This is a genomic window from Streptomyces coerulescens (assembly GCF_042657965.1).
Classification (GTDB): Bacteria; Actinomycetota; Actinomycetes; order Streptomycetales; family Streptomycetaceae; genus Streptomyces; species Streptomyces coerulescens.
The window spans coordinates 234153-248173 of record NZ_JBHSKM010000046.1; the positions used below are offsets into that span (position 1 = coordinate 234153).

Sequence of the window (14021 nt, forward strand, 5' to 3'; positions counted from 1 at the left end):
AGAGACATATGACCAGGTCGCGCACGTACGAATGGCAGGATCCGCGCATCTCCGCGGCCGACGTCGGTCAGGGGAGCGGCCTCGACTTCCTGCGCGGCGTGCTCAGCGGACGTCTGCCCGCCCCGCCCATCGCCGCGACCCTCGGTTTCACCCTTGAGCAGGTCGAGTTCGGGCACGCCGTCTTCGTGCTGGCGCCGGGGGAGGAGCACTACAACCCCATCGGCAGTGTCCACGGCGGTGTCTACGCCACCCTCCTGGACTCGGCCGCGGGCTGTGCCGTGCAGTCCGTGCTTCCGGCCGGGACGGGGTACACCTCGCTCGACCTGAGCGTGAAGTTCCTGCGTCAGATCACCGTCGACACCGGCAAGGTCCGCGCCGTCGGCACCGTCCTCAACCACGGCCGCCGCACGGCCCTGGCACAGGCCGAACTGCTCGATTCCGAGGGCCGTTTGCTCGCCCACGCCACCAGTAGCTGCATGCTCTTCCCCGTCTCGACCGGCTGACGTCGACCGGCGGATGGCCGACGGCGTCCGAGGCGCTTCGGCAGCGGCCGACGAGGCGCTGCGCGCGCTGGACCGGCGCCGCCCCTTCCCGTGGTGAAGCCCAGGTGAAAACCCTGTGGAAGCGGTGTCAGTGCTGCCGTTTATGCTGCACCCCGATGATCACGCGGTACCAGGGGAGGGCGCGGCATGCTGGGCAAGTTGTTCGGGAGAGGTGCGGAGAGAACGGCGGCGCATCCGCATGCCCTTCCCGTCCCGGGCAGGCGGAAGCACGGGACGTACGCGCTGCGCGCGCTGGGGGACACCCGGGTGCTCGCGCTGGTCGAGGCGGCCGGCGAGGGTGACTGGCCGGCGGTCAAGGCGGCGCTGGCCCCCTTCGACCTCGGCCGCGAGCAGGCGGTCCTGGGGCAACTGGCCGTTGTGGACGGTGTGGAGGAGTGGATCGTCCGGGCCGCCGAGGAGGACAAGGACGACAAGGAGCTCCGGGCGACCGCCCTGCTGATCTCGGGTGCGCGCCATGTCCACTGGGGCTGGGAGGCGCGCACTTCCGCCCGTGCCGTGGACGTCAGCCGCGAGCAGTGGCAGACCTTCTACGAGCGGCTGCGCATCGCCGAGGAGCACCTGCTTGAGGCCGCCGAGCTGCGGCCCGACTGGGTCACACCGTGGCGCCATCTGCTCACCTCGGGACGCGGTATGTCCCTCGACGACAGCGTCCAGGACGCCCGGCTCGCGGCGGGTCTGCGCCGTGATCCGCTGAACCTGGACCTCCACCTGGAGTGGGTGTCGCACCTGCAGCCCCGCTGGGGCGGTGAGGCGGGCCAGGCCCTGGAGTTCGCCCGGAAGGCCTTCGCCGCCGCCCCCGACGGGCACCGGCTCGGCTGTGTGATCGCCATGGCACGGATCGAGGAGTGGGTGGAGTCCGATGACCGCGACTGTCTGCAACAGCCGCGGATCCGGACCGAGTTGAGAGAGGCCGCGGAGCGGAGCATCCTGCACCACGCGTACGAGCGCCGCCTGGGCTGGCAGGGCGACTACAACATCTTCGCCATGGCCCTCTCGCTGGCGGGCAGCAGCAAGGCCTCCAACGTCTTCCGCGAGCTGGACGGTGTGATCACCGAGTGGCCGTGGACCTTCATGGCGGACCCCGAGAAGGCGTACGCGCGCTTCCGCAAGGCCTTCTGAGTCACCGGCCCACACCGTCACCGCCCGTCTCCGGCCGGGGCCGCGGACCACCGCCCACCCCTGCCGTTCCCCTCACCCCGGACTGCCCCATGCCCCTGCGTGACACCTCCGCCCACCAAGCCGCCACCGACCGCACCTTCCAGGTCGACCTCCGCGGCCTGGTGGACCTCCTCTCCCACCACCTCTACTCCAGCCCCCGCGTCTACCTCCGCGAACTCCTGCAGAACGCGGTCGACGCCCTCACCGCCCGGCATGCCATCGAGCCCCACGGCGCCTTCGGCATCCGCCTGTACGCCGACGGCAAGGTCGTGCGCGTCGAGGACGACGGCGTCGGTCTCACCGAGGCCGACGTGCACACCTTCCTCGCCACGATCGGGCGCAGCAGCAAGCGGGCCGAGCGGATCGCCGAGCAGCGGGGCGACTTCATCGGGCAGTTCGGCATCGGCCTGCTCTCCTGCTTCCTCGTCGCGGACGAGATCCACGTCCTGAGCCGTTCCGCCCGCACGCCCGACGCCCCGGCCGTGGAATGGCGCGGACGCGGCGACGGCAGCTACAGCGTCCGTACGCTGCCCGCCTCCGCCCGCCCCCGGCCGGGCACCACCGTCACCCTGACGCCGCGCTCCGACGCGGGAGAGTGGACCCGCCCGGCTCAGGTGCACGCGCTGGCCCGGCACTTCGGCTCCCTGCTGCGCCACCCGGTGACCTTCGACGACGGCTCGGGCGACCCGGGCGCCACCGTCAACCCTGAACCGGCGCCCTGGGCGCGGAGCTTCCCCACGCCGGGAGCCCGTTCCCGCGCGCTGGCCGCCTACGGCGAAGAGGTCTTCGGCTTCACCCCGCTCGACACCATCGAGCTGGACCTGCCGGCCGTCGGCCTGAAGGGCATCGCGTGCGTGCTGCCCGAGGCGGTGCCGGCCGGACGGCGCCACGGCCACCGCGTGCACGTCAAAGGCATGCTGCTGTCCGAGCAGGCCGAGGAGATCCTGCCCGAGTGGGCGTTCTTCGTGCGCTGTGTCGTCGACGCGGAGAGCCTGCGCCCGACGGCGTCCCGCGAGTCCCTGTACGAGGACGACACCCTCGCCGCGGTCCGCGACGCCCTCGCCGAGCGGCTGCGCGCGTGGATCGCCCGGGCCGCCGCCAGCGACCCGGACCTGCTCGGCCGCTTCCTCCAGACCCACCACCTGGCCGTGAAGTCGCTCGCCGTGCACGACGACGAGATCCTGCGGATGCTGCTGCCCTGGCTGCCGTTCGAGACGACCGACGGACACACCACACTCGACGAGTTCGCACGCACCCACCGCACCGTGCTGGTGACGTCCAGCGTGGAGGAGTTCCGGCAGGTCGCCGCCATCGCGTCGGCCGCCGGGCTCGGGGTCGTCAACGGCGGCTACACCTACAACCGCGAACTGGTCCACCGGCTCCCGGAGATCAGGCCGGAGGTGACCGTCGCCGACCTCGACCCGGCGACCCTCACCGCCCATCTCGACCCCGTCGACCGGGAGACGGAACTGGCCGCCGCGTCCTACCTGGCCCAGGCCCGCGACGCGCTCGCCGTCTTCGACTGCGATGTCGCCCTGCGCACCTTCCAGCCGGCATCCGCCCCCGCCCTCCTCGTCGACAGCCGCGAGGCGCGGCACGAGCGCACCCGCTCCCGGCTCGCCCGCGAACAGGAGGGCGGCCTGTGGGGGGACATCCTCGGCGCCCTGCACCAGGAGGCACCGCGGGCCCAGCTGATCCTCAACCAGCTCAACCCGCTGGTGCGCACCGCCGTCGCCATCGACGAGCCCGAACTGGCCCGCACCAGCGCCGAAGCCCTCTACGGGCAGGCCGCGATGCTGTCCCGGCGCCCGCTCAGGCCCGCCGAGTCGAGCCTGATCAACCGCTCCTTCCTCGACCTTCTCGCCCACGCCCTCCGCAAGGACAGCTGACGATGCCGACCGCACCCCAGACCACCGACGGGCTGTTCCAGGCGCTGCAGGAGAACGACCGGCGCCCCTACGGCCGCACCCGCACCGTCACGGCCGAGGAACTCGTCGACGCCGCCGAACAGTTCGAGGACCCGGTAGCGCTCATCCACGCACTCCTCGAACTCCAGGAGGCGTACACCTACGGCTCCGAACCCCGGAAGTCGCCCGTCGTCTTCGCCCGCCTGCTCAACCTCTTCGACGAGCAGCCCGACGTCTTCGACGAACGCCTGCGCCACATGCTGTTCTGGCGTTTCAAGTGGGTGGGCCACGCCCTTCGCCAGCTCCCCGAGGTCCCGCTCACCGGTCTGCGCCAGTGGCTGACGGAGATGCGCGACCGCTACGAGAAGGCCGGCCTCGGCCTCCAGCCCTACTACGGGCAGGCGTACCAACTCGCCGCCCACCTTGGCGAGGACACCGCCCTCGCCTACGAGCTGTGGGCGAGCCGCACCCGCACCCGGCTCAGCGACTGCGAAGCGTGCGAGATCTGCGAGCGCGCTCTGTACCACCTCGAGGCGGGCGACGACGAGCGGGCGCTGAGTATCTGGGAGCCCGTGCTGGCCGGGAAGGAGTCCTGCCAGGAGGAGCCGGCCCGCTCCGTGTCGTACGCGCTGGTGCCCCTGCTGCGCACCGGCCGCACCGACCGGGCCCGTGAACTGCACCTCGCCGGTTACCGCAGCTGCCGCCGCAACCCGTCCATGTCCCGCGAGGTCGGCCGGCACCTGGAGTTCTGCGCGCTGACCGGCAACGAGGCCCGCGGTCTGGAACTGCTCGCCGAGAATCGGGTCCTGTTCGAGGAGGTCGACTCGCCGCTCGACCTGCTCGGCTTCCTCACCGGCGTGGAGGTCCTCCTCCAGCGCGTCGAGACCCTCGGCCACGGCGAACTGCCCGCCGCCGGGTATGCGGGCCGCCCCTGGACGGTGTCCGGCCTGCGCGCCGAGGTGCGCGGCCGCGCCGACGACCTCGCCGCCCGCTTCGACGCCCGCAACAGAACCACGGCCCACACCGACCGCCGCCGGGTCCGCCTGGAGCGCGCCCCGCTCGTGGACGCACTGGAACTGACCCTGCGTGCCCGCGCCCTCGACGACGTGGCCCCGGCCGCCGGCTCCCCGGCTGCCGTGCCCGCCCCCGGCACGGTGGCCGCCGTTCCCGATGCGTTGCCCGAACTGATCATCCACGCAAGGACCTTGGACGAGCAGGGGCACCCGGACGCGCAGGCCTGCTGGGCGCGGCTGCGCAGGCTCGTCGCCGCCCGTGACTACACCCACCCCGACGACCCGGCCGTGGGCCCGCTCGTACGGTTGCGCGCGGACCTGCTGGCCGAGGAGGCGAGCCGGGCGGGCGACAAGGACGAGTTCACCGTCGCCGCCGAGCTCCACGAGGAGGCCGCGGCCCTGTACGACGACGCCGGAGAGCCGGGGCATGCGGCGGTCTCCCGCGCCTGCGCCCTCCTCGCCACGGCGGAGAACGCCGCGGAGGGCGGCGCGGAGGGCGGCGACGGGGCCGAGTCGGCCGACGGAACCGAGGCGGCCGATGGGACCGAGGCAGCCGACGGCGGCGGCGCGAAGGCCGCCGCGCTGACCGCCGCCCACGCCTCCATGGTCCGCCTGCACGAGGAGACATCCGGCCTCACTCCGTTCCAGGAGGCCCGTCTGCTGCGCCTGCGGGCCACCGCCCTTGGCCTGCGGCTCCAGACGTCGCGGAGCGAGGAGCACGCCGCGCCCGTGCTCGCCGAAGTGGACGTGCTGCTCGCGTTCGCCACCCGGCACGACATCGACGTACAGGTCTCCGGCGCCCTGCTGCTGCGGACCAGCACACTCGCCCTCTCCGGCGACCTGCCCGCCGCGGTCACCGAGATCGACGCCCTCCTCGACCGCCTGAAAACACAGGGTCCCGCCTGGCACCTGCCCCGCACGCTCGGACTGCGCGGCCGGCTCCAACTCGCGTTGCGCGATGCCCAGGCCGCGCAGGCGGACCTGGCCGAGGGGCTGCGACTGGCCGCCGACTGGCCCGCCGACGCGGTCGACACCGCCCGCCTGCACGGCGATCTGGCCGAAGCCGTCATGCATCTGGGCCGCCCCGACGAGGCCCTGCGCCACCTGACCCGCTCCGCTGAGCTGGAGCTCCGGCGCGGCAGCCGCACGGACGCGTACTGCACCTACAGCAACGCCGCTCAGCTCAGCCTCGACCTGGGCCGGATCGAGGACTGCATAGCCCTGCTCGACTCGCTCCTGGCCGAACCGGACGTGGTCGAGGGGAAGTTGGACGACCGAGTCGTCGCGCAGCTGCGTCTGACCCGTGCCCGCGCGCTGCACGCGGGAGAGGACCTCAAGGCCGCCACGACAGAGTTCGTCGCCCTCGCCGCCGAGTCGGCCCACTGGGACGACGACCCGGGCAGCCATGCCATGATCGCCGCGGAGACGGCCGTACTCCTCGGCGAGTCCGGCGAGTTCGGCCCGGCCCGCGAGGCCGCGGACCAGGCACTCGCCGCCCACGCCCGGGCCCCGCGCTACGAGCAGCTCAGCAACTGCCTGCGCGAACTCGCCCGCCTCCAGGCTCAGCAGCAGGGTCGCGAAGGCCTCGACGACGCCCGCGCCTTCCTCACCGACGCCGGCCGGATCGCCGACGAGGCCCGCACCGCCGCATACGAGGCGCAGGGCCGCTCCCTGGACACCGCGCTGGCCTACGAACACGGCCGGGTGGCCGCATACGCCGGCGAGTACGAGGACGCGCTCACCGCCCTGGACAAGGCCCTCACTCTGCTCGGCCGGCCGGGCGGAGACGACGACCACGCCGGCGAGTGGGCAGAGTGCATCCGCCTCGCGGGCGCCGTGGAGGGCCTCTACCTGGAACGCCCCGCCCCCGCCCTCATCCGCCTGGACGCGGCGATCTCCCACCTGACGGCCTTGGGCCACAAGGAGGAGGCCGAGGCGTTGATCTCGCTGGCGGCGCGGCTGCGCGACGAGGAGTGACACGTCGGTGCCGGGGCGGCGTCCACCCGCCCCGGCACTGCCTCAACTGACCGGCCAGTCAGCCCGACCGCGCCCTGGGGTTAGGCTGTGGGTGTGCCCCGACCTGCCAATCCCCTCGTCCGCGAGAGGCTCCTCGACGCCGGACTGACCCTTTTCCATGCTCGTGGCATCAACGCGGTGGGCATCAAGGAGATCACGGACTCGGCCGGCGTCCCGAAGGGATCGTTCTACAGCTACTACAGCAGCAAGAACGACTTTGTGGCAGCGGTCCTCGAGCACTACTGGTCCGCCGTCATCCATGATCACGGTCTGCGCCTCACCGACACGTCGACCCCGCCGGTGAGCCGTCTCGTGGCGTTCTTCGGGTCCCTGACCCAGGAGCATGCCGAGCGAGGATTCGAGCTCGGGTGTCTTCTCGGCAATCTCGCTCTCGAACTGACCGACGACAACGGGGCAGCACGGCAGCGGCTGGCGGACATCATGGGCCAGTGGTCGGAGCTCATCGGCGCGTGTGTGGCACAGTCACGAACCGCCGGTGACCCCATCGCGACCGCGGAGGCGACGGAAGTGGCATCGATGATCATCGAGTGCTGGGAGGGAGCGGTCATGCGTGGTCGCGTCGACCGGAGCCGCGTCCCCTTCGATCGCTTCCTCACCGTGTCGCTGCCCCGCCTGCTGGACATGGCCCGGGTAGCTGTCTAGCCGTCAATTCGCGCGCCGAGACCGCTGTCCAGCCGTCAATTCGCGCGCCGAGACCGCCGATTGACCTGCTCCTTCACTGTTCAGCCCGACACCCTGCCGTGGCGCGTTCCCTTGTTGGCTTTATAAATAGACGACTGGTCGCTTATTGTTGAGAGGCTTCAGCCGCCCTCCCGTTTCGATCCCTGACCAGGAGTCCGACCATGACGTCCGCCCGGACCAGCCTCTACGCCGAACCGTCGACGCCCGCTCTTCCGGCGAGCGGTCTGCAGCTCGACCTCGCTCGCACGGCCCTGGTCGTCACCGATCCGCAGATCGACTTCCTCAGTCCTCAAGGAGTCACCTGGGAGATCTTCGGCGCCAGCATCAGGGACAACGACACCGTCGCTCACATCGGACAGCTTCTCGAGGCCGCCAAGACCGTCGGCGTCACCGTGGCGATCTCGCCCCACTACTACTACCCGTCCGACGACGCCTGGCAGTTCGGCGGCCCTTTGGAGCAGTACATGCACAGCGTCGGCATGTTCAGGCGCCAGGGCCCGCTGGTACTCGACGGATTCGCCGGCTCAGGGGCCGACTTCCTGCCCGCCTACCGCCCCTTCATTCTCGACGGCACGACCGTCATCGCCTCGCCGCACAAGATCGTGGGTCCCGAGTCGAACGACCTCGCCCTGCAGTTGCGCAAGCGCGGTATCTCGCAGGTCCTGCTCGCCGGCATGGCGGCCAATCTCTGCGTCGAGAGCCACCTGCGCGAACTCGTCGAGCAGGGCTTCGAAGTGGTCGTCGTGCGGGATGCCACCGCCGGCCCGAGGCTGCCGGAAGGCGATGGCTATCTCGCCGCCCTCATCAACTTCCGCTTCCTCGCGAGCGCCACCTGGTCCACGGCCGAGGCTGTCACCGCGCTGCGAGGCGGCCGATGACACCGTGGACGATCGCGCAGATTTCCCGGACGGCCGACGATGGACCACCCGGTCCGCGGGCCGTAGCGTCGCAGTCGACCGCGCCGACGGCCGCAGTGACGTCATCCACGGCCGGAACACGCGCCGTTGGAAGACACGGCACGCGGTACGAGCAGGGGGGAACGTGAATGGGGGAGCACCTTCGCTTCGCCGTACTGGGGCCTGTCCGCGGCTGGCGGGGGCCGGACGAGGTTGATCTCGGCCCCCCGAAGCAGCGTGCCGTCCTCGCCACGCTGCTGCTCGGCGAAGGCGCACAGGTCTCGGTCCAGACACTGGTCGACGCCGTCTGGGGGACCGAGTCACCCGGATCCGCGCTGAGCTCCCTACGCACCTACGTGTACCGGCTGCGACAGGAACTCGGTCCCCCCGCGATCCTTTCAGCGGGCGACGGCTATCAGATCCCCACCTGTCCGGACTCACTCGACCTGACTGCCTTCCGGCACCTCGTCGGCCGGGCGGAGCAGGCCCGGTGCGACGACGACGGCAAGTCCGCCGCCGGGTACTTGAACGACGCCCTCGCTCACTGGCAGGGGACAGCACTGGCAGGCCTCCGCGGAGAGTACGTCCAGGCACAGCGCGACCGGCTCGAACGGCTGCGGCTTTCGGCCCTGGAGGCATGCTTCGCGGTCCGGCTCGACCTGGGAGAGCACACCGACATCGCGGGGGAACTGGCCGCGCTGGTGGCCGAGCACCCGCTGGACGAACGCTTCCGGGAGCTGCTGATGCTCGCCCTGTACCGGTCGGGACGCCAGGCCGAGGCGCTCATGACCTACAGCGAGGCCCGCTCGCTGCTCGCCGAAGAGTTGGGGATCGACCCAGGCCCTGAACTGCGCACCATGTACGAGCGCATCCTGCGGGCGGACGACGCACTCACCGCGCCACCGGCACCCGCACACCCACCGCAACAGACGCCCCGCCCGACGACGCCGGCGCAACTGCCCGTCGATCTGCCGGCCTTCGCCGGGCGCGCGGCGGAGCTCACCGAGGTCGACATGATGCTCGACGGCGACGACGGAATACCCGCCCACGTCGGCGTCGCGGTCATCACCGGTATGGCCGGGGTCGGCAAGAGCACGTTCGCCGTCCACTGGGCCCACCGCGTCGCCGCACGATTCCCCGACGGCCAGCTGTACATCAACCTCAGGGGTTTCGACCCGTCCGGACTTCCGGTCTCCCCGGACCAGGCACTGCGCACCGTCCTCGAGTCATTCGGCACGGAACCGACCGGCCTGCCGCAGGACTCCGACGCACTCGCGGCCTGCTACCGCACCCACCTCGCCGGGCGGAGACTGCTGCTCCTGCTGGACAACGCCCGCGACGCCCGGCAAGTGCGCCCGCTGCTGCCCGCGAACCCCGGCTGCATGGTGATCGTCACCAGCAGGAACCGACTGTCCAGCCTGATCGCCACCGACGGCGCCCGCCCCGTCCACCTCGACGCGCTCAGCATCGCCGAGGGACGTGACGTCCTGGCACGCCGACTGGGCGCCGACCGGGCCGCCGCCGAGCCCGCGGCCGTCGACGAGATCATCGAGCACTGCGCCCGCCTGCCCCTTGCCCTGTCCATCGTGGCCGCACGCGCGCTGACCCGCTCGGCCTTTCCCCTGGCGACCCTGGCCGCCCAACTGGCCCAGGACCAAAGCCGCTTGACCACCCTGAGCGACCGCGACGCCGCGGCCGACGTCCGCGCCGTCTTCTCATGGTCCTACCACGCCCTCACTCCCGCCGCCGCACGCCTGTTCCGGCTGATGGCCCTGCACCCGGGCCCGGACACCTCGCTCGCCGCCGCAGCGAGCCTCGCCGGCCTCACCGTCCCGCACACCCACCAGCTGCTGACCGAACTGACCGAGGCTCACCTCGTGGACGAACCCGTGCCCGGCCGGTACGCCCTCCACGACCTGCTGCGCGCCTACGCCGACGAGCTGACCCACGCCACCGACCCACCGGACGAGAGGCACGCCACCCGCCTGCGCGTCCTGGACCACTATCTGCACAGTGCGCACCGCGCAGGGCGTGCGTACTCTCCTGACCGAAACGCCATCGCGCTGCCCGCCGCGTCCTGTGGTGTCCAAGCCGAGGATTTCCCCGCGGGCCCCGAACGCACCGGATCGGCGGCAGGCTGGCTCGACACCGAACAAGCCGTACTGATGGCAGCCATCAGAACAGCGGCCGCACACGGGTGTGACCGGCACACCTGGCAACTGGCCTGGGCGATCGGCCATCACCTGGACCGAAGGGCTCACTGGCACGACCTCGAAGCGACCCAGCACCTGGCGATGGAGGCGGCCATGCGCCTCGAGGACCCCAGTGCCCAGGCGCACGTCCACCAGAACCTCGCACGGGCCGCGACCTGTCTGGGCCGGGTCGTGCAGGCGCGCACCCACATGGAGCGTGCCGTGGAACTCTTCACCGCCGCAGGGGAGATCACCGCCTGCGCCGACGCCCACCGGCAACTGAGCTGGGTGGCCGAGCAACAGGGCGACCTGGAGGCAGCGCTGTCCCACGCCGAGCAGTCCCTCGCTCGGCATCGGGCCGCCGACGAGCCGGGCCCCCGCATCGCCGCGGCACTCAACGCCGTCGGCTGGTGCCACATCCTGCTCGGGCACCACCAACAGGCCCTTGCCCACTGCCAGGAAGCTCTGGCCATCCCTGAAGTGCACCGGCGTCCCTACCTCGCGGCAGACATATGGGACAGCATCGGCCTCGCCCAGCACCACCTGGGACGACACCTCGACGCCGTCGCCGGCTACGAACAGGCCCTCGCTCTCTACCGCGAAGTCGGTGTCGCCCAGGCCGAGGCCGACACCCTGCGCCGCCTCGGGGACACCCACCTCGCCTCAGGCCGCGTGGAACAGGCCCGCTCGGCATGGACGCAGGCCCTCGCTGTTCTGGAGCGACTCGACCATGCCGACCGGCACGCCGTCCGAGTCCAGCTCGACACCCTCGTGACGAACCCACCTCGTCGCTGACACGGCCGAGAACCGATCCGAGCCCGCTGCCGTAGACCCGATTGAGTTCCGCGACAGGGCGCGGAACGCGGTAACCGGCGAAGGAGAGGCAGCGAGGATGGCGAACAGTTGTCAGGTGCGGCGAGGCACCGTACTTCCAGACGTCGTGGCGCAGCGGGCGCTGTGGACGTTCGTCACCGTCAACGTGGTCATCGTCGAGGTCCTGTTCCTCACCGCCGGCGCCGGCAAGAACGGCACTCTCACGGCCGCCAAGTTCTTCGGCCTGCACACAGCGCTGCTGATGCTCTTCCAACTGCTGCTGGTGGCACGGCTGCCGTGGCTGGATCGCCGTATCGGCATGGACCGGTTGACGGGGTGGCACCGGTGGGTCGGCTTCACGCTGGTGTGGACCCTGCTCACCCACGGCACGCTGGTCGTACTCGGGTACGCCCGGCTCGATGACGCGTCGATGCTGAAAACGCTCATCGCTCTGAGTGGGGTGCCGGCCTCCTTGCTGGGCATCCTCGCGGCCGTGCTGGTCATCGTGGTCGCGGTGGTCTCCACCCGGAGCCTGCGCCGGCGGCTGCGGTACGAGACCTGGCACGGCGGGCATCTGACGCTGTATCTGGCCATAGGGCTGTCGTTCGTCCACCAGCTCCTGGAGACCACGACCTTCACGGCTTCCGGGTTCGCGAGAATCTATTGGTGGGCCCTGTGGCTGTTCACCTTCGGCGCTTTCGTGGCCGGGCGGGTCGTCGTGCCGGTCTGGCGCAACGTCCACCACCGGTTCCAGGTCGCGGCCGTGGTGCCCGAGTCGGGCAACGTGGTGTCGATCCACGTCACCGGCCGCCACCTCGACCGGCTGCCTGCTCGGGCAGGCCAGTTCGCCATCTGGCGTTTCCCCGGACACCACCACTGGTGGCCGGCGAACCCGTTCTCGCTGTCGGCGGCCCCCAACGGCCAGTCGCTGCGCCTGACGGTCCGCGCGGCCGGCAGCACGAGCGCCGGACTACGGCACCTTCCCGTCGGGACCCGCGTCTTCATGGAAGGCCCCTACGGAGCCTTCACCTCACTGCAGCGGACGCGGCCGGATGCACTGCTGATCGCGGGCGGAGTCGGGATCACACCCATCCGGGCGCTGCTGGAGGAGGAAGCGACCGGTGACGTCGTGGTGCTCTATCGCGTGCGCAGCGCACACGATGCCGTGCTCATCGACGAGGTACGAGACCTGATCGCCGCACGCGGCGGCCGACTGCATCTGCTCACCGGCCGGACCAGTGCCGGGACACGGCCGTTCGAGCCGGACAACCTCCAGGCCCTGGTCCCCGACATCACCGAACGCGATGTGTATGTGTGCGGCCCGCCGGCCATGACCTCGGCCGTGCTGGGCGGGCTGCGAGAACTGAACGTTCCCCAGCGGCAGGTGCACGCGGAGAAGTTCAGCCTGGCCTGAGGACGAAGCCCCTGCGCGGGCGACTGGCTCTGAGCGAAAGGACCGGCCCCCTGCCGGACAGGACAGGCTTGTGGAATCCGTGAGTGAACAGGAGCAGCGCCGGGAGCAGAAGGCGCGTTTCGAACGACTGGCACGCGTGGTGACGGATCCGGTGCACCGGTATCTGCTTCGACGGACGAACGACGGCATGGCCGAGGACGTCCTGTCGGAGACCATGCTGGTGCTGTGGCGGCGCATCGACGATGTCCCCGGACTCGGCACAGGGGACGCACCCGACCCCGATGACGTGCTGCCATGGTGCTACGGGGTGGCGCGCGGCTGTCTGGCCAATGCGGACCGGGCCGACCGACGTAAGCTCCGCCTCGTCGAGCGGCTGATCCAGCATCAGCGGCCTCCGGCGCACCCCTCCGATCACAGCGACCTGTACGCCGCGCTGGACGCCCTCGGGGCACCGGACCGCGAGATCGTACGGCTGTGGGCCTGGGAGGGGCTCGCGCCGCGGCAGATCGCGGACGTGATCGAGTCGACCCCCAACGCGGTGAGCATTCGCCTCCACCGGGCGAAGAAGAAGCTCGCCGCACGCCTCGAACGAAAGAAGCCCTCCAGGCCCGGACAGGAAGTCGATGAAGGAAGGAGCAGTCAGTGAACGACGACGAGTTGCTGGCCCGGCTGAAGGCCGCGGATCCGGCACTGACCGCGAGTGCTCCGCCACCCGACATCGACCACCTCGTGGAGGCCACCGTGCACACCGACACCACGTCCCATCCGGCTACGACCACCCCTGACAGGACGACGTACGGGGCACAGACGACCCCGGGTCGTGGGCGCCGTCGTCGCTTCGCCCTCGCGGCGGCCGCGGGCCTGCTCCTGCTCGGCGGAGGACTCACCGCCGGAATCATGGCGAACGACGACAACGGCTCCGCGACCGCGGCCGGCCCGCTGCAACTCACCCTGGCGAAGGGCGCGGCCGTCGCCAAGTGCGCCGAACCCGTCCCGGAGAATCTGCGCGAGTACCCGACGCTCTTCGCCGGAACGGTCACATCCGTCAAGGGCTCCGCGGTCACCTTCCGCGTCACCCACTGGCTGCGCGGTGGTGGCCAGGACGAGGTGCGGCTCGACAGCAACGCGGACGGACCGGAGCAGCTGTGGTTCTCGAACGGTGAGAACTACCTCGTGGCCGCGGACACGGCCGGTGTCGTCCCGCCGTGCGGTGCGAACGCAGCCTCGGCGGAAACCATCGGCAAGTTCCGCCAGGCATACGGAAGGTGACCGGGCAAGGGGCAGCGGATACGCCATCTCGCACGTGAAGCTCGCCCTACGGGGGCGACATCGGCCTCCAGGACGCCA

General features: G+C 71.1%; 10 protein-coding genes. All 10 read left to right on the plus strand.

The window, feature by feature from the left end:
• The first annotated feature begins 8 nt into the window (after positions 1-8).
• Positions 9-503, plus strand: a complete 495-nt coding sequence (locus ACFPQ9_RS41600) for a PaaI family thioesterase (protein WP_380864940.1) — start codon at positions 9-11, stop codon at positions 501-503.
• Between the two features lie 186 nt (positions 504-689).
• Entirely contained in the window at positions 690-1682 is a 993-nt protein-coding gene (locus tag ACFPQ9_RS41605) for a hypothetical protein (RefSeq protein ID WP_380864942.1), read from the plus strand.
• 89 nt (positions 1683-1771) lie between these two features.
• Entirely contained in the window at positions 1772-3610 is a 1839-nt protein-coding gene (locus tag ACFPQ9_RS41610) for an HSP90 family protein (protein ID WP_380864943.1), read from the plus strand.
• A 2-nt stretch (positions 3611-3612) separates the two neighbouring features.
• Positions 3613-6618 (plus strand): hypothetical protein, encoded by a 3006-nt coding sequence (locus ACFPQ9_RS41615; RefSeq protein WP_380864945.1) that lies wholly within the window; start codon positions 3613-3615, stop codon positions 6616-6618.
• Positions 6619-6711: 93 nt separating this feature from the next.
• Positions 6712-7320, plus strand: a complete 609-nt coding sequence (locus ACFPQ9_RS41620; RefSeq protein ID WP_380864947.1) for a TetR/AcrR family transcriptional regulator — start codon at positions 6712-6714, stop codon at positions 7318-7320.
• A 200-nt stretch (positions 7321-7520) separates the two neighbouring features.
• Entirely contained in the window at positions 7521-8237 is a 717-nt protein-coding gene (locus tag ACFPQ9_RS41625; protein ID WP_380864949.1) for a cysteine hydrolase family protein, read from the plus strand.
• Between the two features lie 167 nt (positions 8238-8404).
• The gene (locus tag ACFPQ9_RS41630) at positions 8405-11242 is read left to right on the plus strand and encodes an AfsR/SARP family transcriptional regulator (protein ID WP_380864950.1); all 2838 of its coding nucleotides are present in this window, start codon (positions 8405-8407) and stop codon (positions 11240-11242) included.
• 97 nt (positions 11243-11339) lie between these two features.
• Complete coding sequence (locus ACFPQ9_RS41635) at positions 11340-12674, plus strand: ferredoxin reductase family protein (protein ID WP_380864951.1); 1335 nt, start codon at positions 11340-11342, stop codon at positions 12672-12674.
• Positions 12675-12753: 79 nt separating this feature from the next.
• The gene (locus ACFPQ9_RS41640; protein WP_380864953.1) at positions 12754-13320 is read left to right on the plus strand and encodes an RNA polymerase sigma factor; all 567 of its coding nucleotides are present in this window, start codon (positions 12754-12756) and stop codon (positions 13318-13320) included.
• Positions 13317-13943, plus strand: coding sequence for a hypothetical protein (locus ACFPQ9_RS41645; RefSeq protein WP_380864955.1), 627 nt, complete (start codon positions 13317-13319; stop codon positions 13941-13943). The genes ACFPQ9_RS41640 and ACFPQ9_RS41645 overlap by 4 nt, the downstream gene beginning before the upstream one ends.
• The last annotated feature ends 78 nt before the right edge of the window (positions 13944-14021 follow it).